The sequence below is a fragment of the uncultured Senegalimassilia sp. genome (assembly GCF_934630535.1).
Classification (GTDB): Bacteria; Actinomycetota; Coriobacteriia; order Coriobacteriales; family Eggerthellaceae; genus Senegalimassilia.
Window position 1 is genome coordinate 262,025 of the sequence record NZ_CAKTVU010000001.1, and the last position, 26,301, is coordinate 288,325.

The following is a 26,301-nucleotide window of genomic DNA, read 5'->3' on the forward strand; positions in this document are numbered from 1 at the left end:
GCTAACTAGCCTTGGCGTTCGAGCATGGCGATGACGAGCGCGGCGCTGTTGCGGGCCGCCTGCGCCTCGAACGTGGGGTAATCGATGGACGAGGATCCGTCGGCCTTATCGGAGATGGCGCGCACGATGGCGCACGGCACGCCGTTGGCCCATGCGACCTGCGCGATGGCCGCGCCTTCCATCTCACAGCACTTCGCGCCGAACGTTTCGACGATGCGCTGCTTTTCGAAGTCGTCGCGCACGAAGCGGTCGCCCGAGGCCACGCGTCCGGTGTGCGTGGTGGCGCCTATCGCCGACGCCGCGGCGACGGCCGATTTCGACAGCGCCGGGCTGCAGGGGAACGCGAGCGTGTCCAGACCAGGCGTCTGACCTGCGGCGTAGCCCAGGTTGCGTACATCCATGATGTGATTGACCGCGTCGGTGGCCACCACGATGTCGCCGATGTTGATGGATGCGTCCAGCGAGCCGGCGATGCCGGTGTTGAGCAGCGCGCTCACGCCGAAGCGGTCGATGAGCACTTGCGCGCACGTGGCGGCGTTCGCCATGCCCACGCCGCACTGCACCACGATGACGGTGGCGTTGCCGATGGTGCCCACGTTGAACTCCATGCCGGCGAGGCGCGTGATCTTCACTGCGCCGGCCTTCGCCATCTCCTCGCGCAACAGCGCGATTTCCACGTCCATGGCGCCGATAATGCCCATGGTGTTGAAGCTCGTAGTCATAAGCTGCTTTCTGATCGGGGAAGGGACGGGCTTTTAGTCGAGCAGGGCGGGGTAGTGCGTGTGGGCCTCGTCGAGCACCTCGAGGGTGTTGGCCATGTAGCGGCGTGCCCACCACTTCGCCTGCACGAGGTCGTTGTCGTGGTAGTTGCCGCACTCCTCGGGCTTGGCGCCGGGGATCTCGCCCTCGAAATCGCGGATGAAGGCGAACATGCGGCGCACGAGGTCGGCCACGTCGGCGGATTCAAGCTCGCCGAAGGCCACCAGGTAGAAGCCGGTGCGGCAGCCCATGGGGCCGAAGTAAATCACGCGGGCAGACCATTCGGCATCGTTGCGCAGGAAGGTGGCGCCGAGATGCTCGATGGCGTGGACGGCGGCGGTGTCCATGACCGGCTCGCGGTTGGGGGCGGTCATGCGCAGGTCGAACGTGGTGGTCGTGCAGCCGGTGGCGGCGTCAGCGTCGCGGCGCGACACGTACACGCCGGGCTCGAGCACGCGGTGATCGACGGAAAAACTTGCAATGCGTTCCATGCTTGCTCCTTGCTATATATAGGTAACGGCAACGCGGTCGCCGTAGGTTCGCAGCGCCTATTGTACCGCCCGCGAGCAATCCACTTCGCCGGTCGGCCGCGCGAACAAGAAAAACTCCGCGCCAGGGGCCGTCGATCGGGGTGCGCCTGCGTTCGGGTTGTGCCGTTTGCCGGTGCGGGTGCGCGGGGGAGGGCTGCGCGCGGTACCATCGTGCCATCAATGTGCGATGACCTGAGGAGGTTTTCATGGAAGCGGATCAGAAGCGCTACTTGGAATTGTTGGCCCGATCTTTCCCCACGCAGGAGCTGGCGGCGGCCGAGATCATCAACCTGAGCGCCATCCTGAACCTCCCGAAGGGCACGGAGTTCTTCTGCTCCGACATCCACGGCGAATCCGAGGCGTTCAGCCACATCCTGCGCAACGGGTCGGGATCCATCCGCCTGAAGGTGGACGAGGCGTTCGGCGATCAGCTGTCCGAGGCCGAGAAGCGCGAGCTGGCCACGCTCATCTACTACCCGCGTGAGAAGGCGAAGCTGATCTTGGCGGGCGTGGAAGACGAGCGCGCCTGGTACGCCACGGTGGTGCCGCGCCTGGTGGCGGTGTGCAAGCGCGCCGCGCGCAAGTACACGGCCAGCCGCGTGCGCAAGGCGCTGCCTGCCGAGTTCGCCTACATCATCGAGGAGCTGATGAACGAGGACAACCACGGCGTGGACAAGGAAGCGTACTATGCCGGCATCCTCGACGCGGCGGTGCGCACCGGTCGCGGCATCGCGTTGATCGAGGCGCTCGCGCAGCTTATCCAGCGCCTGGCCATCAGTCAGCTGCACATCATCGGCGACATCTACGACCGCGGCCCACACCCCGACGTCATCATGGAGACGCTGCAGGCGCAGCGCAAGGTGGACATCCAGTGGGGTAACCACGACATCGTGTGGATGGGCGCGGCCCTTGGGCAGCGCGGCTGCATCGCGCACGTGGTGCGCAACTGCGCCCGTTACGGCAACCTTTCCATTTTGGAAGATGCTTACGGCATCAACATCCTGCCGCTGGCAAGCTTCGCCCTTGACGCGTACCGCGACGACCCGTGCGTGGGCTTCGGCCTGAAGGGCAACCCCGACCTGCCGCCGTCCGAGCTTGAGATGAACGTGAAGATCCAGAAGGCCATGGCCATCATCCAGTTCAAGGTGGAGGCGGCGCTGATCGATGAGTATCCCGAGTTCGGGCTGGAAAGCCGCAAGCTGCTGGACAAGATCGATTACGATGCGGGTACCGTGGTGGTCGACGGCGCGGAATACCCGCTGACCGATCGCGCGTTCCCTACGGTTGACCCGCAAAACCCCTTCGCGCTCACACCGGCCGAGGAAGAGGTGATGTGCCGCCTGGAGGCCGCGTTCACCGGATGCGAGAAACTGCAGCGCCACATGCGCTTCTTCCTGGAAGTGGGCAGCCTGTACAAGATCCGCAACGGCAACCTTATGTTCCATGCCTGCGTGCCGCTCAACGCCGACGGCAGCCTGAAGGAAGTGGACGTGTTCGGGCACCGCTACAAGGGCCGCGCGCTCTACGACGTGATGGAGCGCTACGTGCGCGCCGCGTTCTTCAGCCATGACGCCGAGGAGAGCCGCCGCGGTCGCGACCTTTTGTGGTACCTGTGGCTGGGCGAGGGAAGCCCGCTGTTCGCGAAGAGCAAGATGGCCACCTTCGAGCTGTACCTCATCGCCGACAAGGCCGCGCGCAAGGAGGTGAAGAACCCGTTCTACACGCTTATCGAGGACGAGCGCGTGATCGCGGGCATCTTTGAGGACTTCGGCATGGACCCGGAGACGTCGCATATCGTGTGCGGTCACGTGCCGGTGAAGGTCAAGGACGGCGAGGACCCCGTGAAATGCGGCGGGCGCGTGTTCATGATCGACGGCGGGTTCTCGAGGGCCTACCAGCCCACCACGGGCATTGCCGGTTATACGCTCATCGACAATTCCTACGAGTTCATCCTGGCCGCGCACGAGCCGCTGAAGTCCGCGGAGGCGGCGGTGGTCGAGGAGCTCGACATCCACTCGAGCCGTCGCGTGGTCGAGCGCGTCGAGCACCGCACGCTGGTGGCCGATACCGACGACGGCGCCGACATCCGTCGCCGCGTCGAGGATCTCGAGCAGCTGCTGGAAGCGTATCGGGACGGCCAGATCGCCGAGGGCGGGCGCTAACGCCGGTCCGGGCGCTTGTCGGATTTCGCGGTCGGGGCGCTGCTGCATGGCAGGGCCCCGACCGTTGCGTTTCGGGGCGGCGCGTGTGCGGGTGCGGTGTGGCGCGAAAAAGTTGATGGAAGAAGCCGGGGCTAAGGCATAGCGCTCGCATGGCCGAATGTAGTATTGTTAGGCGTACGTCAAAAAATTGACGCAGCTCTTACGGAGTATGGGGAATTGCATGGCGCTTACGTTTGCTGACTTTCTCGCACAGGCTATGGCTCAGCCTATCCTGTTCGTCATTTTGGTGCTCATCATCGGCGTTACCGCGGTGTCCGGTGCGACTGACGCGCCGAACGCCATCGCGACGGTGGTCTCCACGCGTTGCCTTAAACCGAACACGGCCATCGGCCTGGCGGCGGTGTTCAATTTCGTCGGCTTGGTGGGCATGACGTTCATCTCCACGGCGGTGGCGAAGACCATGTTCGGCATGGTCGACTTCTCGGGAAATACCGACGCCGCCTTGCTTGCCCTGGTGGCGGCCATGATAGGCGCCATAGGTTGGGGCGTCTTCTGCTGGTTCTTCGGTATCCCCTGTTCGAAATCGCACTCCCTTATCGCCGGCATCACCGGCGGCGCGGTGGCTATGAACGGCTGGGCGGGCGTCGTGCCCTCCGAGTGGGTGAAAGTCATCTATGGCATGGTGTTCTCCCTGCTGGCGGGCTTTGCGCTGGGCTGGGTGTTCACGAAGATCATCGAGCGCGTGTTCGAGATGGCCAACCGCCAGGCGGCCAACATCGCCTTCACCGCCATCCAGGACCTGTGCGCGGTGGCGCTGTCGTTTCTGCACGGCGCGCAGGACGGCCAGAAGTTCATGTCCATTGCCATGCTGGGCATCGCGCTTTCCTTCGGCAGCTCCACGCCCGATGCGGGCGGCTTCCCCATGTGGGTCATGATCACGTGCTCGCTGGCCATCTCGGCCGGCACGGTGGTGGGCGGCAAGCGCATCATCAAGTCCGTGGGCATGGACATGGTGAAGTTGGAGAAGTACCAGGGCGTTGCGGCCAACTTCTCCACGGTGTTCACGCTGCTGTTCGCAAGCCTCACCGGCATGCCGGTGTCCACGGGCCACTGCAACACCTCGGCCATCATGGGCGTGGGCGCCAGCCGTTCCATCAAGCGCGTGAACTGGAGTATCGCTAAGAACATGCTGCTGGCATGGGTGATCACGTTCCCTGCATGCGGCCTTATCGGCTTCGTGTTGGCGAAGCTGTTCATGATGCTGGCGTAAGCGGCGCCCGCTGCTTGCCGGCGCTTTCGGGGTTTCGGACTGGATCGATTTTCGAACCGCCTTCCGTCTTTGGGCAACCAGGGACGGAAGGCGGTTTTTTGCTGCCGCGCCCCTTTCCCAACGGGAGGGCAACGGGATGGCGGCGTGCTGTGAACGGGTCGGTTATGGCGCGGAAACGCATGTCGGGCGTGCGCGATTGCGGGCCTTCTGCGCTTCTATACTGCGGCGTCGGGCAAGAGGGCCCGAACGGACGCGATAGGAGCGGCATATGAACGAGAAGCACGTCAAGGGCGCAAAGCGCGCATCGGCGGCGGTTGCGATAGCGGCGACGCTGGCCATAACGGGCGGCGCGCTTGCCGGTTGCAGCGGCGATTCGAACGACGACAACGGCAAGGTGATGGAGGAGACTGCCGTGGTCGAGCAGGGCGGCGATGCCGGTGCGGCAACGAGCGCGGACCCCGTGGCGGTCACCAAGGTGATCCAGGAGGTGACCGACGCTTACGTGGGCCAGACCGATGATGGCGCGACGGTGTACTACGCGCTCACCGACGACGGGACCCAACGTATCCTGGCGTTGCGGGCAGCCGATGGCACCTACGAGTCTTGGGTGGGCAACGCTACCTCGAACGGCGAAGAGATTGCCATCACCGACGCGCCTTCCGGCAACACCATCTCCTTCCGTGTGACCCCGCAGGAAGGCGATTCGGCCCTGATCTACTTGGGCGACAGGGGCCAGGCCGTGGTGGCGCAATGTCCGCTCGAGGTGGTCACGGACGTGGTTGAGGTTGCCGAAGGCTAGGGCGGCTGAGATGCCCCTTGCGGCTTGGGCTTGTCGTGTTGGGGGAGGGTCCTTGGCTTGCCCGGCGGGTCAACGGTTACAATATGGCTGACATATCCGCAACGCTGCGCGCCCGTCCAGCCCGCAGCTTGATGCCAAGGGGTTCTCATGGGCAAGCTTGCCAAGCCGGCGAACCGGCTGCTGTTCGCGCTGTGCGTGCTGATCACGGGCGCCATCGCCGGCGCGTTCGTGTGGGCGTTCTTCTTCTGCATGGATATCGGCCTGGGGCTTTTGTGGGAGAAGTTGCCGCAGATGCTCGGGGCCGCGGCGGGCCAGGAGGTCCCGGCGCTGGCGTCGGGACCGTTCGGCTTCGCCGCGTGGCCGCTGATCGTGTGCCTGATCGGCGGCCTTGCCATCGGGCTGTACGACAAGCACGTCGGCTTCGCCCCTGAGGAATTGAACGTGGTCATGGGCAAGGTGAAGGGCGAAGGGCGCTACCCTTACGACCACCTTGGCAAGCGCTCCCTCTCGGCGCTGCTGCCGTTGCTGTTCGGCGGCAGCGTGGGCCCTGAGGCGGGCCTGACCGGCGTGATCGCCGGTTTGTGCACGTGGGTGGGCGACCGCATGCGCCGCTTCGGCGCCGACTTCCGCGCCATGACCGTAGCCGGCACGCAGGCGGCGTTGACAGCCTTGTTCACCGCCCCGCTCTACGGTTTCGCCGCGCCTCTTGCGGGCACGGCCGACGGTCGCGTGCCGGAAGACGAGGTGGATATCAAGCTGCCGCGCGCCGGCAAGGCGGCGGTGTACCTGTGCGCCGTGGTGGGCGCCCTTGGGGCGTTTTTCGGGCTCGCCGAGCTGATCGGCGGCGGGGGCGGTCTGCCGCGTTTCACGGCGGCCAACGCGGGGCCGCGCGAGCTTGCGTGGTTGGTGCCGCTGGCGCTTGCGGGCACGGCGTGCGGTTGGGTCTACCATGCCTCGGGCGCCGCTACTGGAGCGCTGGCGCGCCGCATGGGCGATAGGCCCGTCGCCAAGGCGCTGCTGGCCGGCCTGGCCCTGGCGCTTTGCGGTATGGCGCTTCCTTACACCATGTTCGCCGGCGAAACGCAGTCTACCCTGCTCATGGCGCGCTGGACCGCCATCCCGGCGGGCGCGTTGGTAGCCACGGGCTTCGTGAAGGCGGCGCTCACCCCCGCGTGCATCAACCTTGGCTGGCGCGGAGGCCACTTCTTCCCGGTCATCTTCTCGGGTATCGCGCTTGGCTATGGCTTTGCCCAGATCAGCGGCGCCGACGCGGTCTTTTGCGTTGCCGCGTGCACCTCGGCGCTTATGGGCGCGGTCATGCGCCAGCCGCTCATGGCGGCGCTTCTGCTGGTCATGTGCTTCCCGCTCAAGGGCGTGATCGTGATGCTGGCCGCGGCCGCCATCGGCGCGGCCATCCCCCTGCCGCAGGCGTTGAGCCCGCAAAAGGCGGAAGACACGCCCGACGGCGCCGAATACGCGTCCGGCCCGGATTCTTCGGACGGGGAAGGGGAGCGCCATGCGTAGGCTGCGCATGCTCGTGGAGATCGAGCGTCAGGCGGGTTTCGGCCCCATCACCTGCCTGTTCGTCGTCGTGTTCCTGCTGTGCTCGCTGGCGGTGTGGCTTGCCGACCCGGTGGCCAATACGTTCGGCGACGGTATGTGGTTCAGCTTCCAGGCCGTTTCCACCATCGGATTCGGCGATGTGACGGCGGCGGGGCCGGTGGCGCGTATCGCCACCGTGTTGCTCAGCGTGGTGAGCATCTTCTACATCGCGCTCATCACCGGCGTGGTGGTCAGCTATTGCAACGCCATGCTGCGGCAGCGCCAGGAGGGTACGCTCGCGCATTTCGCCGAGAATCTGGAGCGGCTCGACGAGATGACGTCCGATGAGCTGGCCGTATTCTGCAAACGGGTGAAGGAATACCGCCGCGGGAAGTAGCGCTCAGCGGCGCTTCCGGTCGCGCACCAACAGCACGGTCAAGACGGTCGCGCAGGCCATGAGCGCCGTCGTGACGCAAAACGCCGCATGATAGCCGGCGAATGCGGTCTGTGCGCCGGTGATTCCCTGCGAGGCGTTCGAGGCTGCCGCGGAGACGGACACCAGCAGGGCCGTGCCGAACGAGCCGGCGATCTGGTTGATGGTGTTGCCGGTGCATTGGGCATGTTGGACGGCGTCGTTGGGAAGCGCGTTGATGGCCCAGGTGTTCACGGGCGCTGAGGCGAATTGGATGCCCACCGCCAAAACGGTGTACACCGCCGTCACCAGCGTGATGGGCGAATCGCCGCACAGGAACGGGAAGCAGGCTGCTCCTACGGCGAAGACGGCGGTGCCTATGAGCGTGGGGCGGCGCACCCCGAGCTTGTCGAACATGCGGCCCGCAAGCAGCGCGGCGAATGCGCCGATGACTGCTCCGGGCAAAAGGGCCATGCCGCTGACGGCGGCGCTGAGGCCGAGCGTGCCTTGGATGTAGAGGGGCATGATGGTTTGAAGGCCGATCAGGCCGGTTTGAATAAGCGCGACGATGATGATCGTGATGCGGTATTGCGGCACTTTCAGGATGTCTAGGCGCAGCATGGGTTCGCCAAGGTGCAGCTGACGCCAAGCGTAGGCCCCCACGAGCACCAGGCCTGCCGCGGTCAGCGCCGCCGTGGCCGCAAGGTTGCTCGAGGAGCTGAAGGAGGAAAGCCCGTACAGCAGGCCGACCAGGCCGAACGTGGACAGCACCACGGAGGGCGCATCGAACTTCGAACGGCTCAGGTTTCCGTAGGGCTGCAAGTCCTTTGCGGCGAAGGCGATGATGCCCGCCGAAAGCGCGGTGACGATGGCGAAGATGGCGCGCCAGCCCACCGTGTCGACGAGCACGCCGGAAAGCGACGGGCCGATGGTGGGCGCGAACCCCACGATAAGGCTGACCACGCCGATGGCCGAGCCACGCCTTTCGCGCGGGATGACCAGCAGCACGACGCTGAACACCATGGGCATGATGAAGCCGGTGGCGCAAGCCTGCATGATGCGGCCCGCGAACAGCGCGGGAAACGCCGGCGCCAGCGCAGCGAGCAGGCTTCCGCAGCTGAACAACGTCATGCCGCCGATGAACAGGCGACGCGTGGTGAAGCGGCCCATCAGGTAGGCCGCAAGCGGGATGACCACGGCTTCGGTGAGCGTATATCCCGAGGTCAGCCACTGGGCGGTGGTGGGACCGATGGCAAGGTCGTCCATGATGGCGGGCAGCGCCGGCGTGAGCAGCGTGGCGTTAAGCACGGTCAGGAATGCGCCCGACAGCAACAGCGCCAGCATCCTCAGCTCATGTTTTGCGATTCCTAAACCCATGCGATCTCCTTGATATCATTCGGCCGTCGGGCGCAGGCAGCGCCGGACGGCCGTCGGTAAAGCGTTCGATAGATGATAATCGAATGGCGAAGCGAGGTGGGCGAGATGCGCTGGGTAACATAGGCTATCGTTGCTGAGCACGAACAAGCTTCGGAATCGCGGGTGCGGAGGCGTTTGGCTTGCCGGGCCTGCGGTACTCGGCGGTTAAGGGCGCACGTCACTTTGGCGTCGCTCCCTGCTTGCATTATCGATGCGCAATCGGAAAAACGCCGCTTGCCGGTGTTTCCCTCTATAAGAAGGAGGCCCTATGGGCTCGAACGAGAACGTGAATGCGTGGCTTGATGCCGCGCCTGTGCAAGTTCGCGAAACCACGCAGGCGCTGTTGTCGCAGGTGGAAGCCATGCGAGATGATCAGACCATTTACCCTCCGCAAGACGACATCCTCAACGCGCTTGCGTTCACCGCGCCTGAGGACGTGCGGGTGGTCATCTTGGGCCAAGACCCGTACCACGGGCCGGGGCAGGCCATGGGGCTGTCGTTTTCCGTGCCCGCGGGCTGCAAGCTGCCCCCCAGCCTTCGCAACATGTACAAAGAAATGGCTGCCGACCTGGGATGCCCCGTGCCCGAGCGCGGGGATTTGACCTCGTGGGCCGCGCAGGGCGTGCTGCTGCTCAACACCACGCTCACGGTGCGCGAGCATGCGGCGGCATCGCATGCCAAGCTTGGCTGGCGGGTGCTCACCGACCACGTGGTGCGCCGTTGCCTGGAGGTGCCGCAGCCGGTGGTGTTCCTGACCTGGGGCAAGCACGCCATCGACTTGGTGGAAGGGGCTTGGAAGGCTGCGGAAGCGGGCCCTGCGGTGGCATCGCTTGCCAACAAGCATGTGCTCAGGAGCACGCACCCTTCGCCGCTTTCAGCCAACCGTGCCACGGCTACGCTGCCAGCGTTCATCGGGTCACGCCCGTATTCCCAGGTCAATCGCATATTGGAGGAAGCGGGCGAACGACCCATCGACTGGCAGAGCGTGTTGGCGGGGTAGGCGGCGCCGTTTTGCGGCCTATCTGCAGAAACGCCCGGCTGCGGTGAGCAGCGCCTGCATATCCAGCGGTTTCGCCAGGTGCGCGTTCATTCCGGCGGCTTTCGACTTCTTGCGATCCTCGTCGAAGGCGTTGGCCGTCATGGCGACGATGGGCACGGTGGATGCATCGGGGTGGTCGAGCGCGCGTATGGCGCGGGTGGCCTCGTAGCCGTCCATGACGGGCATCATCAGGTCCATCAAGATCAGCGAAATCGTGCCCGGCTTCGAGTTGGCGAATATCCGGACGGCATCCTTGCCGTTCCACGCCTTGACCACGGCCGCCCCGGCGGTGTCTAGGTAGAACTCGGCGATCTCCATGTTCAGGTCGTTGTCCTCGACTAGCAGCACGCGTTTGCCGGAAAGGGAGGCCCTGGCTTGCGGGGTGGCCTGCGCGCGTTCGGGGCGCGTCGCTACGCTATCGTTTATCTTGAACGGCAGCGTGAAGGTTATCTCCGTCCCGACATCGGGCGCGCTTTGCACGTTGATGGTCCCGCCCATGGCGTCGATGAGCGTTTTCACGATGGACATGCCCAAGCCGGTACCCTGATAGCGGGTGCGCGCGCCGTTCTGCTCCTGCGTGAACGGTTTGAACAGGTGCTCGGACACGAATTCCTCGCTCATGCCGATGCCGGAGTCGGCGATCTTGAACTCGAGCAGCGCCGTATCGCCGTTGCGCGACAGCTCGGTGATGTAGGTATCCACCCGCCCGCCGGGTTTGTTGTATTTGATGGCGTTGCTGAGCAGGTTGAGTATGATCTGGCGCAGCCGCAGGTCGCTGCCGATAAGCCGGGTATGCTTCACGTCCTTGAGGTGCTGTTCGTGGGAGATGCCGCTTTCCATCATTTGGGCGGAAACGAGTGATTCCGTCTCATCGGTAAGCGCCAGAAGGTCGAACTCGTCCTGCTCGAGCACCGCTTGTCCGGAGCTCAGCTTGTTCATGTCGAGCACGTCGTTGACCAGGTTGAGAAGGTGGTTCGCCGATATCTGGATCTTGTCCAGGCATTGGCGGGTTTTCGCGGGGTCGCCGTCGCTTGCGCCGATGATGTCGAGCATGCCCAAGATCCCGTTGATGGGCGTACGGAAGTCGTGGCTCATGCGGTTCATGAGCTCGGTTTTCGCCTTGCTTTCGAAATCGGCGGTCTGCAATGCCTGCTCAAGGCGGCGTTTCTCCGCCTGTTCCTGCTCGTGGAACGCCGAGGTGTTCTTGATCAGCACGATGCCGCGCACGATGGGGACCTCGTCTTGCGTGTCGGCGCGGTATAGCGAGTCTTGCGACATGAGCACGACCTTTTGCAGCCATTGCAGTTCGTCGTCGGCGCCCGTCTCGCAGAATTCGATGGTCATTTCGTTCGCGCCGCCTTTGAAGCGCGCAAGCAGCTTTTCCGAGGAGTCTGCGAGGCGATAGCTTTCCAGCGTGGGCGCGGTAACGGACTCTGCATGCTTGCGGCAAAAGGCCGTATAAGAGCAGGGAAGATGCAGATCCTGTTCGGCCAAGGTCCAATCGAGCTCGAAGAACACCTGCTCAAGGCGGTCGTTGGTCAGATCGACCGAATATGCCGCCTGCGCCGAATCAAGCAGCGCGTCCACGTAGCCGCTGCTGTTCTCAAGGATGGATTGTCTGAGCTGGTCGTAGTAGCGGGAGAGCTGCTGCTTCTCGCTTGCGGTGCCGTCGGAGAACGGCTCGAGGGCGATCACGAAATGGTGGAGCGCGCCTTCTTCGGTACCATCAAGGTACAGCATGGTGATGCGCCCACGCCACTTGGGGCCTTGCAACACCAATTCGAGAGGATCGCTTTGCGGGGTGAGGCGTTCGCACAGCGTTTCCAGCTGCAGTGCTCGTCGCACGGTGGGACGTTGCTCGACGTCGGCCAACGTGCTTGCGAATTGCTCGACGGCGCCCGAGTAGTTGCCGTTTTCGGCCAAGAACGTGTTCGACGATGCACGCAGGATGCGATACTGATCAAGCTCGGCATCGCAATAGATGCAGTTGGAGAAATGGAAGCCAAGGCTGGAAACCTGCTTCAGGATGCGCTCGTTTTGCCGCTGACGCGCCGCCGCCTCGGCCATCTTCGCGTTGTTCTTGTCTATGTACATGTTCTTGTCGGCCTGGCGGAACAGCTCGCGCATGGTGGGGGATTCGAATTCGCTGGACAGCGCATAGCCGGCGGCATAGCTGATGGGCATATCGGGATGGGCCTGAGAATACTCGTCGGCGTTGCGTTTGAGCTGGTCGAGCAGCGCCGCTGCCTGTGCGGCGTCGGCATCGCGCAGCACCGCCAGGAACTCGTCGCCGCCATAGCGGCCGGTGAAGCACAGGGGGCTTTGCGCCTTCGCCAGCTGCAGCGCGAAAGAGCGGATGTATTCGTCGCCCTTCTCATGCCCGAGGTTGTTGTTGATGATGCGCAGGTTGTTCAGGTCGAACACGAACACGGCCAAGGGGTTTTCGGGGCCGATGGGCTCGGCTTGCGACAAGATCTCCTCGCATTTGTTCTTGTTGGGAAGCCCTGTCGCCTCGTCGAGGTACACCTTGCGTTGCAGCTGCCTGTTCAAGGCCGCGGTGCGCAGGGCGCGGGCGAGTTCGATGGCGAACAGCGCCAGAAGGCCCGCGATATCGGCTATGACGATGCTCTCCAGGTGGTCGAGCGCAGTGGCCTTTTCCTGTGAGTATTCCTCCGCCAGTCCGGTGGCTTCGTCGCAGAGTTCGAAGAAGTCCTCGCTTTTCGCGATGATGTCGGTGTCTTGGTAGCCGGTTTCGCGCACGAGCTCGATTTCGGTGCAAAGGTCGGCGAAACGGTCGGCTAGTTCGGTCATCTTCGCCTGGTATGCGTCGTCGTCAAGGCGCACCAGGTCCAGGTCATCGCTTCCGTAGCGCAGGCCGTCGATGTAGGATTCCACGGCTTCGATCATCTTGTCCTGCGCTAGCCCCGCATCCTCCATCTTCACGATGCGCTGCGTGGTGCCGCGCACCAAGCCGGCGTAGTTCACCACGCGCGCGGTGCCTTGGATGTCGGCCACCAGCGACATGATGTCGAAGAATAGGAAGATGAGCACGACGGTGAGCGCCGTCATGAGGACGCGCGAGATCCGGCTGCTTTTGCTGGCGGTATGCTTGTTCATCCCAAGCCTTTGCGATGTGGGGAAGCTGATATGAATCAACAGCGATTCTACCATGGGGTTGCTTCGATTAGGCCGTTGCGCAGGTGCATAAAAGTCAGGGCGTTGCCATTTCCAGAGTCAGCGTCTCTTCAGGCACCATCGCACGTCAAAGCAGATCGGGCCCGGAACCGTTGTCCGGGCCCGATCCATCGGGTTTAGGTTGCGAACGCTGGCGGCTTATTCGCCCCAGACGCGCTCGGCGATGCGGCGCACCAGCGCGATCTTGGCCCATTGGTCATCCTCGGTGAGCACGTTGCCCTCCTCGGTGGAGGAGAAACCGCACTGCGTGGACAGGCGCAGCTGCTCGAGCGACACGTATTGCGCCGCCTCGTGGATGCGCGCGATCACGTCGTCCTCGTTCTCCAGCTCGGGGAACTTGGACGTGACCAGGCCCAATACCACTTTCTGGTCGCGGATGTGCGCAAGCGGGGCGAAATCGCCGGAGCGGTCGGAGTCGTACTCCAGAAAGAAGCCGTCGTAGTTCGCGCCGCCGAACAGCACCTCGGCCACCGGCTCGTAGCCGCCCGAAGAGAACCACGTGGAGCGGAAGTTGCCGCGGCAGATGTGCGTGGTGATGGTCATGTCGGCGGGCTTTGCCTCAAGGATGCGGTTGATCGCGTCCACGTAGCTCTTCGCCACCTGGTCGACGTCGATGCCCTCGGCGGCGTACGCCTCGCGCTTGGCCGGATCGCAGAACTCGCCCCAGCTGGTGTCGTCGAACTGCAGGTAGCGGCAGCCCAGGTCGTAGAAGGCGCGCACGGCGTCGCGGTACACCTCCACGATGTCGTCGAAGAGCACCGACTCGTCGGCATAGCGCTCGATGGGGCGGTACGTGGCCTTGCCGCGCACGCAGGGGATGAGGTGCAGCATGGAGGGCGCGGGGATGGTCAGCTTCACGGGATAGTCGCCGGCGATGTCGCGCAGCTTGGCGAAATGGGCCAGGAACGGGTGGTCGCCGAAGGCGATCTTGTCGCGGAACACCAGCTGAGCGCCCTTGGGCTTGGGGCCCTTGAACTCGACCGACCACGTTTCGGCGTCGACGTGCTCGACGTTTTGCAGGCCCTCCAGGAAGTCGAGGTGCCACATGGCGCGGCGAAACTCGCCGTCGGTGACGGCCTTGAGGCCTGCTTGCTTCTCCTTCTCCACCAGGTTTGCGATGGCGGCGTCCTCGGCGGCGGTCAGCTGCTCGCGCGTGATGGTGCCGGCGGCGAAATCGGCGCGCGCCTGCTTGAGCGCCTCGGGGCGCAGGAAGCTGCCGACGATGTCATATGCGTAGGGAGGGTTGGTGATGGCCATGGGTGCGTCCTTTCATCGCTTGTGTTGCGAGGGAAAGGATGCCACAGGCCTGTGTGATAGAAAACTATCGGTTTGGTAGGGATATACATAGCTAAAAGGAATGGATGTGCGGGGGGCGCCGCGCGGGCGGCGCGCGGTGTCGGGTGCCGGCGGGCGAGGCGCTTCATGCCCTGTGGCGCGCCGCCCGCCGACATCCGCGCCGTTTCGTGCTTGCGCCGCGCGTCGAAAGGCTCGCGCGAGGGCGGGCGCTTTTATTCGCCGGCTTCGCGCTGGTATTCGTTCACGTATTCCTGCAGCAGCTGCAGGTAGCGCTCGGCCACCGAGGACAGCGGGCGGTCGGCGCGTTTGACGTATCCCAGCTCCATATGCTCGGGGCTTTCAAGCGGGATGGACACGATCTGGCTGCCGTTGAGATCCTCGGAAAGGATGCCGCTTGAGATGGTGTAGCCGTCAAGGCCGATGATCAGGTTGAACAGCGTCGCGCGGTCGGTCACCACGATGCTCTTGTCCACCGCTTCGGCGATGTGCAGCTCCTCGGCGTAGTACAGCGAGTTGCGGATACCCTGGTCGTAGCTCAGGCGCGGGTAGGGCGCCAGGTCGGCAAGGGTTGCGCGCTCAAGGCGCGCCAGCGGGCTGTTGCGGCTGACGAACACGTGCGGCTTCGCGCGGAACAGCGGCACGAAGTGCAGGTTGGCCGACTTCACCACGTTCGAGATGACGCTTTCGTTGAAGTCGCAGCGGTACAACACGCCCAGCTCGCTGCGCTGCACCCGCACGTCGTCGATGATGCCGGCCGTGGATGTCTCGCGTAGCGAGAACTCGTAGCGGCTGCGGTCGTATTCACGCACGAGCGAGACGAACGCGTTCACCACGAAGGCGTAATGCTGGGTGGAGATGCCGAACACGCGGCGGATGCGGTCGGTGCCCTTGTATTCGCCTTCCAGAAGGTCGGCCTGCTCGATGACCTGGCGGGCGCGCGAGAGGAAGCGCATGCCCTCCTCGGTGGGGACGACGCCGGTGCGCGAGCGCGTGAAGATGGTGATGTCCATCTCGCGTTCAAGCTCCGAGACCGCCTTGGAAAGGCTGGGCTGCGCGACGAAGAGCTTCTCCGCCGCCGCGGTGAGCGACCCGGATTCGGCGACCTGGATAACGTATCTGAGCTGTTGAAGTTTCATGGGCCGTATTCTAGCAGGAAGGGAAGGGACCCGGTAGGATATCGCCGGATCGGTTCACGTGGCGAACGCGCCGCGGCGGTGTTGCGCGGGGATCGGCTGCGGTGTTGCGCGGGGTATCGCCGTTGCGCTGCGAGCGGGCTTCGCCGTCGTGCCGCGCGCGGGCTTGCTGTCGTGTCGCGAGCGGCTTTGCTGTCGTTTCCCTATACGCTTGGTATGCGGAAATTGCGCGGCGCTTGCGGGTTCGGCGCGCGATACGCGTATCATGGAAGCGTTTTTGAAGCTCTAACGCGGCCCCGTGCCGCCGCATTGGGAAAGGAAGCGAAATGACTCGCATCGGCATTTTGGGATACGGAAACCTGGGACGTGGCGTTGAGCTGGCTATTCGCCAGAACGACGACATGGAGCTGGCGGCGGTGTACACGCGTCGCGACCCCGCAAGCGTGAGCATCGCCACCGAGGGCGTGCCCGTTCGTTCCGTGGCCGATCTTGAGACCGGCGACGAGGACATCGACGTGCTCATCCTGTGCGGCGGCAGCGCCACCGACCTGCCCGAGCAGACGCCGAAGTACGCGGCGCTGTACAACGTGGTGGACTCGTTCGACACGCATGCCAACATCCCCGCGCACTTCGCGAACGTCGACGCGGCGGCCTGCAACGCCGGCACCTGCGCGCTCATCTCCTGCGGTTGGGATCCGGGCCTGTTCTCGCTGAACCGCCTGTACGCCAACTGCATCCTGCCGCAGGGTGCGGACTACACCTTCTGGGGCCGCGGCGTTTCCCAGGGACACTCCGACGCGCTGCGCCGCATCCCCGGCGTGGCCGATGCGCGCCAGTACACCATCCCCGTGCCCGCCGCGCTCGAGGCGGTGCGCGCCGGCGGCAACCCGCAGCTGACCACGCGTCAGAAGCACACCCGCGAGTGCTGGGTGGTGCTCGAGGAGGGCGCAGATGCCCAGGCGGTGGAGAAGCAGATCGTCGAGATGCCGAACTACTTCGACGAATACGACGTCACGGTGAACTTCATTAGCCAGGAAGAGCTTGATTGCGACCACGCAGGGCTGCCGCACGGCGGGTTCGTCATCCGTACGGGCACCACGGCCGGCGGCAACGATTGCCGCATCGAGTACTCGCTCGACCTGGGCTCCAACCCCGAGTTCACCGCTTGCGTGCTGGTGTCCTACGCCCGCGCCGTCGCGCGCCTGGCAACTGAGGGCGCAACCGGCTGCAAGACCGTCTTCGACATCGCGCCCGCCTACCTCTCGCCCGTAAGCGGCGAGGAGCTGCGTGCTCACATGCTGTAAGGGCGGCGCGGCGAAGGGGCCGGGCGCGTGCCCTCGCTTCTGCGACCAAGGCTGCTATTCATGATGTTTGCGGTCGTCCCGTAACCGGGGCGGCCGCTTTGCGTTCAGGGTCGCCATGGGCGTGCCTGAAAATGTCACGTACGTGTAAATTTCTTCATGCCTTCTTCAAAAAGATGCGCCAGGGTGCTATTTTTTTGAAGTTTCCGTCCTTTAGAAGGGGGATGTGCATGGTAGATGAGAAACCGGAGGCGGTAGAGCAGGTTCAGGAGAAGGACAGCTCGGCTGCCGGTTCGGAGGAAACCTCCGGTAACGCAAGGTCGCTCGGCGTTTTCTCGTTCGAGGGCGACATGTCGCTGGCGCAGGCAATTCCGCTGGGCCTGCAGCACGTGCTGGCAATGTTCGTGGGCAACTTGACGCCGCTTTTGATCGTCACGGGTGCGTGCGGCCTGGCGGGCGCGGAGTTCGCCGACGTGCAGCTGGCGCTGCTGCAAAACGCCATGTGGATCGCCGGCGTGGTCACCTTGGTGCAGCTGTTCGGCATCGGACCGATCGGCGGCAGGGTGCCCATCATCATGGGCACGTCCTCGGGCTTCATCGGCGTGTTCAACTCCGTGGCGGCATCCATGGGCGGCGGCTTGGTGGCCTACGGCGCCATCATGGGCGCGTCGATCATCGGCGGCCTGTTCGAGGCCGTGCTGGGCTTTTTCCTCAAGCCCCTGCGCCGGTTCTTCCCGGCCGTGGTCACGGGCACGGTGGTGCTCTCCATCGGCTTGAGCCTGATCAGCGTCGGCGTGAACACCTTCGGCGGCGGTACCTCCGCCAAGGACTTCGGCTCGTTTGAGAACCTGTGCCTGGCGCTTATCGTGCTGGTGGTCATTTTGGCGGTCAAGCACGCGACCACCGGGTTTTTGAGCGCATCCTCCATTCTGGTCGGCATCATCGTCGGCTATATCGTGGCGGGCATCATGGGCATGGTCCTGCCCACCACCGGTGTCGACGCGAACGGCGTCGAATATACGAAGGCGTGGGTTTTGAACTGGGATAAGGTGGCCGCGGCGGCGTGGTTCGCCGTGCCCAACCTGCTACCCGTGGCGCCCGTGTTCGACATGCGCGCCATCGCCCCCGTGCTCGTGATGTTCGTGGTCACCGCCGTCGAGACCGTCGGCGACATCTCCGGCGTCACGCAGGGCGGCATGAACCGCGAGGCCACCGACAAGGAGCTTTCCGGCGGCGTGATCTGCGACGGCATGGGTTCCACCGCAGCGGCCCTGTTTGGCGTGCTGCCGAACACCTCGTTCAGTCAGAACGTCGGCCTGGTCACCATGACGAAGATGGTCAACCGCAAGGCCCTGGCCTGCGGCGCGGTGTTCCTGATATTGTGCGGTTTGTGCCCGAAGCTGGGCGCGGTGGTCTCCATCATGCCGCAGTCCGTTTTGGGCGGCGCGGCCGTCATCATGTTCGCCTCCATCGTGGTCAGCGGCATTCAGCTGATCACGCGTGAGCCTTTGACCCCGCGCAACCTGAGCATCGTGTCGGTGGCCTTGGGCCTGGGTTACGGCATCGGCGCCAACCCGGCCGTCCTGGCAGGCGCTCCCCAGATGGTCAGCCTTATCTTCGGCGGCTCCGGCATCGTTGCCGCGGCGGCTGTGGCCATCATCTTGAACATCGTGCTCCCCAAGGATAAGGAAATCACCCAAAGCGACGCAGACGTATAGCCTTTCGCGACGCCTATATGATGAGAATGCCCGGTAGGTCTGCGTGACCTGCCGGGCATTTTTGGCTTTCAGGGGCTTTTGCGGATGGGTGAGCCCTGTCCTGCGGTGTCGTGCAGCTTAGCGGGCGGCGTGTTGGCGCGCCTGATGGCTTGCTCCGTCGTGTTGTGCGGTTTTGCGGCATGCGCGTGGCACGCCTGATGGTCCGTTTGGCTACCCGATCGGGTTTTGGCCGCTCATGGCGGCATTTCGCCATTTCCTCATATGCGCCTGCAGCATCTCCAGGTCCTGCACGGTGTCCACGTCGAACAGCTCCCATTCGCTAGCGGCTTCAACGCAACGCACGCGCTGCGCATGCGCTTTCGCCACGAAGCCGCCGCCCTTGCCGGGCGGGAGTGCGCGCAACTCGTCGAACGCCCAGGCGGGGAACAGCACAGGCGCGCCCGGCGTGCCTTGGAAGCTGACGCGCCAGATGAGCTCGGGGTGCGCTTCGGTGCCGCGAAGCAGAGCGGCAAGGGTGTTCGCGCTGATGAGCGGCTGGTCCGCCTGGATGAACGTGACCGTATCGCACCCGCCCATGACCTGCATTCCCAGACGCACGGTGTCGCTTCTGAGCGGTTCGTTGTGCATGACGGTCTCCACGCTCAAGCTGCGGCACAGCTGCGCCACGTCCTTGTGACGCGTGACCGCCACGCGTTTCGCGAACAGGCTATCGGTGGCACGGATCGCGTGGGCGATAAGCGGTTCGCCGTCAAGGTCCGCCATGAGCTTGTTCGACCCGAAGCGCGTGCCCAGGCCCGATGCCATGATGATGCAACCGTGTACGGCGTTCGGGGTTTCAACGGGGCTGGTCATGGTCGGTTCGCCTTTGCAGATTCGATGGTCGGTCGGTCGGGTTCGGTGTGCGGGGCTTTCGAAGGATTCCCTGGCCACAGTATAATATGTACGTTTCTATAAACCTCAAGCAACGGGGTGTGCATCATTATTACCTTTCAGAAATATGAGCGCCCGCAAAGCCTGCAGGAGGCTTGGGAGCTGAACCAGAAGAAGCGCAATCGCGTGGTGGCGGGCATGATGTGGCTGAAGATGGGCAACCATTCCTTCGGCACCGCCATCGACCTGTGCGATCTGGGCTTGGACGTCATCGAGGAGACCGACGAGGAGTTCCGCATCGGAGCCATGGTTACCCTGCGCCAGATGGAAACCCATGCCGGCCTTGACGCCTATTCCTGCGGCGCCATCAAGGCGGCGTTCCAAGACATCGTGGGCGTGCAGTTCCGCAACGGCGCTACGCTCGGCGGAAGCCTGTGGCGTCGCATGGGCTTCTCCGACATCGTCACGGCGTTTCTTGCCATGGACAGCTACGTCGAGCTGCATGAAGGCGGCATCGTGCCCCTGGAGCGTTTCGTGAGCATGCCCTACGACAAGGACATCCTGGTGCGCCTTATCGTCAAGAAGCGCCCCGGCGCCTTCGCGTACCAGGCCGTGCGCAAGCAGCGCACAGACCTTCCCACGCTCAATTGCATGGCGGCGAAGTTGGGCGACGAATATCGCGTGGTGGTGGGCGCGCGCCCGGGTCGTGCCGTGCTTTTGCGCGACGACCAGGGCATCCTTGCCGATGGCATCAACGAGGCAAGCGCCGCGGCCTTCGCCGAGCACGTGGCGGGAAGCATCCGCGTTTCCGGGAACATGTGGGGCAGCGCCGAGTACCGCCGCGCGCTCGCGCCCGTGCTCGTGCGTCGCGCCCTGCTGGCGTTAGGGGAGGTGCGCTAGATGGAGGTCAAAATCAAGCTGAACGGCAAAACGGTGGCCGACGACATCCCCGCCGACATGCTGCTCATCGATTTCGTGCGCGCCCACGGGTGCAAAAGCGTCAAGCGCGGCTGCGAGACGTCGGCGTGCGGCCTGTGCACGGTGATGCTCGACGACGTGCCCGTGCTGTCCTGCTCCACGCTGGCCGCCCGCGCCGACGGCCGCAGCGTCTGCACGCTGGAAGGTCTGCAGGACGAGGCGTCGGAGTTCGTGGGCTTCATCGCCGACCAGGGCGCCGAGCAGTGCGGTTTCTGCAACCCCGGCTTCGTGATGAACACCATCGCGCTGCTGCGCGAGAACCCCGATCCCACCGATGACGAGATCCTGGCGTACCTGAGCGGCAATCTGTGCCGTTGCTCGGGCTACGTGGGGCAGCTGCGCGGCATCCGCGCCTTCCTGGACGAAAAGCATGGCAAGGAGGTCGAGCGTGGATAGGCCCGAATACCGTTCCGTGGGCAAATCGGTCCGCAAGAAGGACTCGATGCAGCTTCTGCTGGGCAAACCCGTCTATACCGAGGACATCGCGCCCGATGCGCTGGTGGTCAAGCTTCTGCGAAGCCCCCACGCCAACGCTATGGTGAAGACCATCGACACGTCGAAGGCCAAGAAGGTGCCCGGCATGGTGGACGTGTATACCTGGGAGGACGTGCCCGACCAGCGCTTCTCCAACGCCGGGCAGACCTACCCTGAAACCAGCCCGTACGACCGCCTGATCATCGATCGGCACGTGCGCTTCGTGGGCGACGTGGTGGCCATCGTGGCGGCCGAGACCGAGAAGGCGGCCCAAACGGCCCTTTCGCGCATCAAGGTTGAATACGACGTGCTGGAACCCGTCCTGGATTTCCGCACCGCGAAGGACAATCCCGTGCTGGTGCACCCCGAGGACAACTGGCATATGCTGTGCGACCTGGGCGGTGACAACACGCGCAACCTGGTGGGCACCACATCCGACGCCGGCGGCGACATCGAGGCCGTGCTGGCCGATTGCGACGTGGTGCTGGAGCGCACCTACCATACGAAGGCCTATAACCAGGCCATGATGGAGACGTTCCGCACGTTCACCCAGCTGGACCGTTACGGCAGGCTGCATGTGATCTCGTCCACGCAGATCGTCTACCATGTTCGCCGCATCCTCTCGCATGCGCTCGGCATCCCGAAGAGCCGCATCCGTGTGGAGAAGCCGCGCATCGGCGGCGGCTTCGGCGCGAAACAGACCGCGGTGTGCGAGGTGTACCCCGCGTTCGTCACCATGAAGACGGGGCGTCCGGCCCTGTGCGTGTTCTCGCGCAAGGAATCGCAAACCTGCGGGTCACCGCGCCATGAGATGGAGATCAAGATTCGCCTGGGTGCGAACAACGACGGCCGCATCCGCGCGCTCGGGGTGACCACGCTGTCGAACTCGGGCGCCTACGGCGAGCACGGTTGGGCCACGGTCGGCCTGACAGGGCACAAGTCCATCCCGCTGTACACCGGCTCCCTTGAGGCGTTCAAGTTCGACGCCAACGTGGTGTATACGAACATGCAGCCGTCGGGCGCGTACCGCGGCTTCGGCGCCACGCAGGGCCAGTTCGCCGTGGAAACCGCCGTCAACGAGCTGGCGGCGAAGCTGGGCCGCGACCCGGTTGAGCTGCGCGAGCAGAACATGGTGCGCGAGGGCATGCCCATGCCCGCCTACTTCGGCGAGATGGCCAACGCCTGCGCCCTGGACCGCTGCATGCAGCACTGCAGCGACATGTTCGGCTGGAAGGAGAAGTTCCCCGTACGCGACATGGGCAACGGCAAGGTGCGCGCCGCCGGCGTTGCCATGTCCATGCAGGGTTCGGGCATCTCCGGCATCGACGTGGGCTCGGTCACCGTCAAGCTCAACGACGACGGGGGATACATGCTGCTTATCGCCGCGGCAGACATGGGCACGGGCTGCGACACCATTCTGGCCCAGATGGTCGCCGAGCACATGGAATGTCCGGTGGAGGCCGTGAACGTGTTCGGCGCCGACACCGATGCGTCCCCGTACGATTCAGGTTCCTACGCTTCTTCCACCACCTATGTCACGGGCATGGCGGTGGAGAAGGCGTGCACGCAGCTCAAGGAGCGCCTGTGCGCTATCGCCGCCGAGGCGCTCGGCTGCGATGCGGCCGAGCTGCGCTTCGAGGGCGGATGCGTGCGCCACGACGCCACGGGGCGCACGGTCTCGCTGTCCGAGATCGCCGCGAAAAGCCAGTGCAACTGCCGTCTTGCCCCGGAGGCCACTGCGCAGCATTCCTCGCCGGTGTCCCCGCCGCCGTACATGGTGGGCATGGTGGAGATCGAGCTTGACCGCGAGACCGGCGTGGTGGAGGTGCTCGACTACGCCGCCGTGGTCGATTGCGGCATCCCCATCAACCCGGCGCTCGCGCGCATCCAGGTGGAAGGCGGCATCGTGCAGGGTATCGGGCACACGCTCATGGAGGACGTCACCCGCACGCCTAAGGGCGCCATCCGCGAATCGAGCCTGTTCACGTACCGTTTGCCCACCCGTCTGGACACGGGGCGCATCAACGTGGAGTTCGAACATTCCTACGAGCCCACCGGCCCGTTCGGCGCGAAGTCCATCGGCGAGATCGTCATCAACACGCCGGGTCCCGCGTTGACGCAAGCCATTTACCGGGCAACGGGCGTGTGGCATCGCGAGCTGCCCATCCTTCCCGAGCACATCCTTCTGGCGAAACCGGAGGACCGGCAATCTTAAGCAGCTTGCTACATATCCAGCGTGGGCTTACGGCCATCATCGGCGGTGGCGGCAAGTCCACGCTTTTGCGCGCCTTGGCCGAGGAGCTGTCGCGCGATGCGCGCGTGATCGTGGCCACCAGCACGAAGATGTACGTGCCCGATTGGTGCCCCGTGGTGCTGGGTGCATCGCCCGACGACGTGCGGGCGGCGCTTTCGGAAGCTTCCATCGTGTGCGCGGGCTCCATCCACATGCCCACGGGGAAGCTGGCCGAGCCGCGGGCGGCGCTTTCCGATCTGGTGCGCTTGGCCGATTATGTGCTGGTGGAGGCGGACGGGGCGAAGAAGCTCCCGCTGAAGGCGCATGCCGAGCACGAGCCGGTCATCCCCGCGTGCGCGGGGCGGACGGTGTGCGTGGTCGGGATCGACGGCATAGGGGCTCCCGTTTCGCAGACGTGTCATCGGCCGCGGATCTTCGCGCAGCTAGCCGGCGTTTCCGTCGACGATGCGGTCACGCCCGAGGCGGTGGCGGCGGTGCTGTGCGCCGAGGCGCTTCATGACGTGGTTTTGATCAACAAGGTGGAAACCGCCGCCGACTGGCAGGCGGCGCGGCGCATCGCGGCGCTGTGCGAGACGCCGGTGGTGGCGGGAAGCCTTTGGAGGGACGATCTTCGATGCTTGCGGTGATCCGCGGCGCTGGCGATATCGCCAGCGCCATCGCGCTGCGCCTTGTGCGATGCGGCGCTTCCGTGCTTATGACTGAGATAGAGCAGCCTTTGACGGTGCGGCGCACCGTTGCCTTCAGCGAAGCCGTTCGCACGGGGAAAGCCCAGGTGGAAGGCATAACGGCGGTGCGGGCGCGGGACGTTTCCCATGCCTTGGAGCTGCTTTCCGGCGAAGGCGTCGTCCCTGTTTTGGTGGACCCCGCGTGCGCGTGCGTCAACGACGTGGCGCCCGATGCGGTGGTCGATGCCGTGTTGGCCAAGCGCAATTTAGGCACTTCCATGGATATGGCTCCCATCGTCGTCGGGGTCGGTCCGGGCTTCACGGTGGGCGTGGATTGCCATGCCGTGGTGGAGACCATGCGCGGGCACACCCTGGGCCGCGCGTATTACAAGGGCTCGGCGCTGCCGAACACCGCGGTGCCCGGGCTGGTGGGCGGCTTCGCCGGCGAGCGCGTGCTGCGCGCTCCTTGCGACGGCGTGTTCCGCGGCGTTGCGGCAATCGGCGACCATGTTAAGGAAGGCCAGACTGTGGCGTACGTAGGGGATGTCCCCGTGGTTGCTACGCTTACAGGCGTTTTGCGCGGCCTGATAGCCGATGAGGTGCAGGTTCACCAGGGCTTGAAGTGCGGAGACGTGGACCCGCGCGGCCAAAGCGGCTATTGCGGGCTGGTCTCGGACAAGGGCCTGGCGGTGGCGGGCGGCGTGCTGGAGGCCATCCTTCATTTGGATAAAACGTTTTCGGCCCGATAGGGCGTGAGGTGGGAAGATGCGCAAGATCGCAGAGCATATCGCAGGCGCCTGCCGTGCGGGCGAGCCGTTGGTGCTGGTCGCGGTGGCGGAAAGCAAGGACTCCACGCCGCGCAAGGCGGGCACGCTCATGCTGGTGTCCGCCGACGGGCTGGTGTGCGGCACCATCGGCGGCGGCGCCATCGAGGCGCACGGCATAGCCTGCGCGCGCCGTCTGCTGGGCGGCAGGGCGCACCGCTTCGAGAGCATGGGGCTTGAGGAGCGCCTGGGAATGGTCTGCGGCGGAAGCGCAAGCCTTCTGTATGTTCCGATCTGCGGCGGCAGCGCGGTGTGGGGCCGGGTTGCCAGCGAACTTGTGCGCTGCTTCGAGCAGCGCACGTCGGCGTACCTGGTGCTCAGCTGCAGCGATGACCTGCCGCAATCCGGCGAAGGCGTTGCGTTGCTCGACGCTGATGGGGACTTGCTCGCAGGCGATGGCGCTGCGCCGGGTGATCAGGTCAGCGGCTTGAAGGGGCGCTGCATCGCGGACGGTTGGCTCATGCTGCCCGTTCCCTTGCCGGTCCGCGCCGTGGTTTTCGGCGGCGGGCATGTGGGCAGCGCCACCGTTTCGGCGCTGTCGCGCGTGGGGTTTTCCTGCACGCTGTTCGACTGCCGGCCCGAGTTCGCGAACGCCGGCAAATCCTACGGCGCCCAGCAGGCGGTCGTGGGGGATTACAGCGACATCGCCGCCTCCCTGACGCTTGACGAGCGCGATTACGTTCTCATCATGACGCATAGCCATAAGCACGATTTCGCCGTGTTGGAGCAGGTGCTTCGCCAGCCGTTGGCATACGTGGGGTTCATGGGCTCGCGGCGCAAGATCACCACGGCCCGCGAGCGCATGCTGGAAGCGGGGATCCCCGAGTCGGCGCTTGACGCCGTGCACATGCCCATAGGGTTGGATATCAAAGCAGAAACGCCCGAGGAGATAGCCGTCAGCATAGCCGCCGAGTGCATCCTGCACCGGGCCACGCGCTAAGCCGCGCCATCGGAGGATGGCGTCGGGCGCGAAGGAGCATCAGGGTGCTCCGGCCAGGGCGGCGGATCGATCACCGTCATGTCAAGGCGAAGCGTTTGGGCGATAAGCGTTGCAAGTTCGTCGTCGGTGATGTCGGGTTTGGCCTTCATCATCCCCGCTAACCCGAATATGAGCAGGCCGAACGTTTCGGGGATCAGCTGAATCTCGATGGTCCGGTACGCCATGTACTCGGACACGATGTAGTTCTGGATGCATGCTACCACCTCGCGGATGGCCTGCGTGGCGAAGCGGTCGCGCAGGCCGAGCTCCTCGAGCACGGAGAACATCGGGCGGGGATTGCCCGATGCGGTGTAGAGCGCGCGTCGCAGCATGGACACGCAGTTTTTCAGCTCCGAGGGGGTTTCGCCGAACGCGCGCAACTCGTTCCAGGTGGACACGCTTTCGACCAGATCCTCGAGATAGTCCTCGATCACGGCGTCGGTGACTGCCTGCTTGTCGGGGAAATAATAGTAGAGAAGGCTGCGCGCCACGCCCGCTTTGCGGGCGATGGCGGCCATGCTGGTGGCGGCTACCCCTTCGGTTTCGTAAAGCTCGCGCGCCGCCAGCATGATGTCGCCGGCGGTGCCTTCAAGCCGTGCGCTCTGCCTGACCTGCCGCGTGACGGGATGCGGCAGGTCAGGATCGAATCCGGGTAACGGCTTGCTGTCCAGTGCAGACACGGGGC

22 protein-coding genes are annotated in these 26,301 nt (G+C 64.7%); 14 read left to right on the forward strand and 8 right to left on the reverse strand.

The window, feature by feature from the left end; translation table 11 throughout:
• Positions 1–5 precede the first annotated feature (5 nt).
• On the reverse strand, positions 6–722 hold the full coding sequence (locus Q0D52_RS01240; protein ID WP_294379632.1) for a 5'-methylthioadenosine/adenosylhomocysteine nucleosidase: 717 nt from the start codon (positions 720–722) through the stop codon (positions 6–8).
• Between the two features lie 33 nt (positions 723–755).
• Positions 756–1,250 carry an S-ribosylhomocysteine lyase gene (locus Q0D52_RS01245; protein ID WP_294379634.1) on the reverse strand — a complete coding sequence of 165 codons (495 nt, stop codon included), beginning with the start codon at positions 1,248–1,250 and terminating at the stop codon, positions 756–758.
• 245 nt (positions 1,251–1,495) lie between these two features.
• On the opposite strand from Q0D52_RS01245, the gene Q0D52_RS01250 reads away from it, so the two are divergent.
• The 5 genes from Q0D52_RS01250 to Q0D52_RS01270 all read left to right on the forward strand — a co-directional run bounded on the left by Q0D52_RS01250 (position 1,496) and on the right by Q0D52_RS01270 (position 7,459).
• Positions 1,496–3,451 carry a fructose-1,6-bisphosphatase gene (locus Q0D52_RS01250; protein WP_294379635.1) on the forward strand — a complete coding sequence of 652 codons (1,956 nt, stop codon included), beginning with the start codon at positions 1,496–1,498 and terminating at the stop codon, positions 3,449–3,451.
• 220 nt (positions 3,452–3,671) lie between these two features.
• Positions 3,672–4,721, forward strand: a complete 1,050-nt coding sequence (locus Q0D52_RS01255; protein ID WP_294379637.1) for an inorganic phosphate transporter — start codon at positions 3,672–3,674, stop codon at positions 4,719–4,721.
• 268 nt (positions 4,722–4,989) lie between these two features.
• On the forward strand, positions 4,990–5,520 hold the full coding sequence (locus Q0D52_RS01260; RefSeq protein ID WP_294379638.1) for a hypothetical protein: 531 nt from the start codon (positions 4,990–4,992) through the stop codon (positions 5,518–5,520).
• Between the two features lie 147 nt (positions 5,521–5,667).
• Entirely contained in the window at positions 5,668–7,044 is a 1,377-nt protein-coding gene (locus Q0D52_RS01265; RefSeq protein ID WP_294379640.1) for a chloride channel protein, read from the forward strand.
• On the forward strand, positions 7,037–7,459 hold the full coding sequence (locus tag Q0D52_RS01270) for a potassium channel family protein (protein WP_294379642.1): 423 nt from the start codon (positions 7,037–7,039) through the stop codon (positions 7,457–7,459). Before Q0D52_RS01265 ends, Q0D52_RS01270 begins: the two co-directional genes overlap by 8 nt.
• Positions 7,460–7,462: 3 nt before the next feature.
• Here Q0D52_RS01270 and Q0D52_RS01275 read toward each other — a convergent pair whose 3' ends face one another.
• Positions 7,463–8,851 (reverse strand): DHA2 family efflux MFS transporter permease subunit, encoded by a 1,389-nt coding sequence (locus Q0D52_RS01275; protein WP_294379643.1) that lies wholly within the window; start codon positions 8,849–8,851, stop codon positions 7,463–7,465.
• A 307-nt stretch (positions 8,852–9,158) separates the two neighbouring features.
• On the opposite strand from Q0D52_RS01275, the gene ung reads away from it, so the two are divergent.
• The gene (ung, locus tag Q0D52_RS01280; RefSeq protein ID WP_294379645.1) at positions 9,159–9,890 is read left to right on the forward strand and encodes a uracil-DNA glycosylase; all 732 of its coding nucleotides are present in this window, start codon (positions 9,159–9,161) and stop codon (positions 9,888–9,890) included.
• Between the two features lie 18 nt (positions 9,891–9,908).
• Here the strand turns inward: ung and Q0D52_RS01285 are convergent, their stop codons facing one another.
• The 3 genes from Q0D52_RS01285 to Q0D52_RS01295 form a co-directional block, all read right to left on the reverse strand.
• Entirely contained in the window at positions 9,909–13,046 is a 3,138-nt protein-coding gene (locus Q0D52_RS01285; RefSeq protein WP_294379647.1) for an ATP-binding protein, read from the reverse strand.
• 216 nt (positions 13,047–13,262) lie between these two features.
• Positions 13,263–14,381 carry a 5-methyltetrahydropteroyltriglutamate--homocysteine S-methyltransferase gene (locus Q0D52_RS01290; RefSeq protein ID WP_294379649.1) on the reverse strand — a complete coding sequence of 373 codons (1,119 nt, stop codon included), beginning with the start codon at positions 14,379–14,381 and terminating at the stop codon, positions 13,263–13,265.
• Between the two features lie 251 nt (positions 14,382–14,632).
• Entirely contained in the window at positions 14,633–15,556 is a 924-nt protein-coding gene (locus tag Q0D52_RS01295) for a LysR family transcriptional regulator (RefSeq protein ID WP_294379650.1), read from the reverse strand.
• A gap of 323 nt (positions 15,557–15,879) precedes the next feature.
• Here Q0D52_RS01295 and Q0D52_RS01300 point away from each other — a divergent pair, with 323 nt between their 5' ends.
• Together Q0D52_RS01300 and Q0D52_RS01305 are read left to right on the forward strand one after the other, a co-directional pair.
• Entirely contained in the window at positions 15,880–16,857 is a 978-nt protein-coding gene (locus tag Q0D52_RS01300) for a diaminopimelate dehydrogenase (protein ID WP_294379651.1), read from the forward strand.
• A gap of 227 nt (positions 16,858–17,084) precedes the next feature.
• The gene (locus Q0D52_RS01305; protein WP_294379653.1) at positions 17,085–18,572 is read left to right on the forward strand and encodes a nucleobase:cation symporter-2 family protein; all 1,488 of its coding nucleotides are present in this window, start codon (positions 17,085–17,087) and stop codon (positions 18,570–18,572) included.
• Positions 18,573–18,782: 210 nt separating this feature from the next.
• Here the strand turns inward: Q0D52_RS01305 and Q0D52_RS01310 are convergent, their stop codons facing one another.
• On the reverse strand, positions 18,783–19,424 hold the full coding sequence (locus Q0D52_RS01310; protein ID WP_294379655.1) for a nucleotidyltransferase family protein: 642 nt from the start codon (positions 19,422–19,424) through the stop codon (positions 18,783–18,785).
• A 117-nt stretch (positions 19,425–19,541) separates the two neighbouring features.
• Between Q0D52_RS01310 and Q0D52_RS01315 the strand changes: the two genes are divergently transcribed.
• The 6 genes from Q0D52_RS01315 to Q0D52_RS01340 are packed head-to-tail and all read left to right on the forward strand — an operon-like array spanning position 19,542 to position 25,577.
• Positions 19,542–20,342 carry an FAD binding domain-containing protein gene (locus tag Q0D52_RS01315; protein WP_294379658.1) on the forward strand — a complete coding sequence of 267 codons (801 nt, stop codon included), beginning with the start codon at positions 19,542–19,544 and terminating at the stop codon, positions 20,340–20,342.
• On the forward strand, positions 20,343–20,816 hold the full coding sequence (locus tag Q0D52_RS01320) for a 2Fe-2S iron-sulfur cluster-binding protein (RefSeq protein ID WP_294360574.1): 474 nt from the start codon (positions 20,343–20,345) through the stop codon (positions 20,814–20,816).
• The gene (locus Q0D52_RS01325) at positions 20,809–23,109 is read left to right on the forward strand and encodes a molybdopterin cofactor-binding domain-containing protein (protein WP_294379660.1); all 2,301 of its coding nucleotides are present in this window, start codon (positions 20,809–20,811) and stop codon (positions 23,107–23,109) included. Before Q0D52_RS01320 ends, Q0D52_RS01325 begins: the two co-directional genes overlap by 8 nt.
• A gap of 5 nt (positions 23,110–23,114) precedes the next feature.
• Entirely contained in the window at positions 23,115–23,774 is a 660-nt protein-coding gene (gene yqeC / locus Q0D52_RS01330; RefSeq protein WP_294379662.1) for a selenium cofactor biosynthesis protein YqeC, read from the forward strand.
• Positions 23,762–24,562, forward strand: coding sequence for a selenium-dependent molybdenum cofactor biosynthesis protein YqeB (gene yqeB, locus Q0D52_RS01335; RefSeq protein ID WP_294379664.1), 801 nt, complete (start codon positions 23,762–23,764; stop codon positions 24,560–24,562). Before yqeC ends, yqeB begins: the two co-directional genes overlap by 13 nt.
• A 16-nt stretch (positions 24,563–24,578) precedes the next feature.
• Positions 24,579–25,577: an XdhC family protein gene (locus Q0D52_RS01340; RefSeq protein WP_294379666.1), complete on the forward strand. Its 999-nt coding sequence runs from the start codon at positions 24,579–24,581 to the stop codon at positions 25,575–25,577.
• On the opposite strand, the gene Q0D52_RS01345 is transcribed toward Q0D52_RS01340, so the two are convergent.
• Positions 25,574–26,296, reverse strand: coding sequence for a TetR/AcrR family transcriptional regulator (locus tag Q0D52_RS01345; RefSeq protein ID WP_294379667.1), 723 nt, complete (start codon positions 26,294–26,296; stop codon positions 25,574–25,576). The genes Q0D52_RS01340 and Q0D52_RS01345 overlap by 4 nt on opposite strands.
• Positions 26,297–26,301 lie beyond the last annotated feature (5 nt).

Bases quoted from the DNA above. Each gene is read 5' to 3' on its own strand.
- Q0D52_RS01240 (WP_294379632.1), bottom strand. From the start codon at position 722: ATGACTACGAGCTTCAACACCATGGGCATTATCGGCGCCATGGACGTG.
- Q0D52_RS01245 (WP_294379634.1), bottom strand. From the start codon at position 1,250: ATGGAACGCATTGCAAGTTTTTCCGTCGATCACCGCGTGCTCGAGCCC.
- Q0D52_RS01250 (WP_294379635.1), top strand. From the start codon at position 1,496: ATGGAAGCGGATCAGAAGCGCTACTTGGAATTGTTGGCCCGATCTTTC.
- Q0D52_RS01255 (WP_294379637.1), top strand. From the start codon at position 3,672: ATGGCGCTTACGTTTGCTGACTTTCTCGCACAGGCTATGGCTCAGCCT.
- Q0D52_RS01260 (WP_294379638.1), top strand. From the start codon at position 4,990: ATGAACGAGAAGCACGTCAAGGGCGCAAAGCGCGCATCGGCGGCGGTT.
- Q0D52_RS01265 (WP_294379640.1), top strand. From the start codon at position 5,668: ATGGGCAAGCTTGCCAAGCCGGCGAACCGGCTGCTGTTCGCGCTGTGC.
- Q0D52_RS01270 (WP_294379642.1), top strand. From the start codon at position 7,037: ATGCGTAGGCTGCGCATGCTCGTGGAGATCGAGCGTCAGGCGGGTTTC.
- Q0D52_RS01275 (WP_294379643.1), bottom strand. From the start codon at position 8,851: ATGGGTTTAGGAATCGCAAAACATGAGCTGAGGATGCTGGCGCTGTTG.
- ung (WP_294379645.1), top strand. From the start codon at position 9,159: ATGGGCTCGAACGAGAACGTGAATGCGTGGCTTGATGCCGCGCCTGTG.
- Q0D52_RS01285 (WP_294379647.1), bottom strand. From the start codon at position 13,046: ATGAACAAGCATACCGCCAGCAAAAGCAGCCGGATCTCGCGCGTCCTC.
- Q0D52_RS01290 (WP_294379649.1), bottom strand. From the start codon at position 14,381: ATGGCCATCACCAACCCTCCCTACGCATATGACATCGTCGGCAGCTTC.
- Q0D52_RS01295 (WP_294379650.1), bottom strand. From the start codon at position 15,556: ATGAAACTTCAACAGCTCAGATACGTTATCCAGGTCGCCGAATCCGGG.
- Q0D52_RS01300 (WP_294379651.1), top strand. From the start codon at position 15,880: ATGACTCGCATCGGCATTTTGGGATACGGAAACCTGGGACGTGGCGTT.
- Q0D52_RS01305 (WP_294379653.1), top strand. From the start codon at position 17,085: ATGGTAGATGAGAAACCGGAGGCGGTAGAGCAGGTTCAGGAGAAGGAC.
- Q0D52_RS01310 (WP_294379655.1), bottom strand. From the start codon at position 19,424: ATGACCAGCCCCGTTGAAACCCCGAACGCCGTACACGGTTGCATCATC.
- Q0D52_RS01320 (WP_294360574.1), top strand. From the start codon at position 20,343: ATGGAGGTCAAAATCAAGCTGAACGGCAAAACGGTGGCCGACGACATC.
- yqeB (WP_294379664.1), top strand. From the start codon at position 23,762: ATGCTTGCGGTGATCCGCGGCGCTGGCGATATCGCCAGCGCCATCGCG.
- Q0D52_RS01340 (WP_294379666.1), top strand. From the start codon at position 24,579: ATGCGCAAGATCGCAGAGCATATCGCAGGCGCCTGCCGTGCGGGCGAG.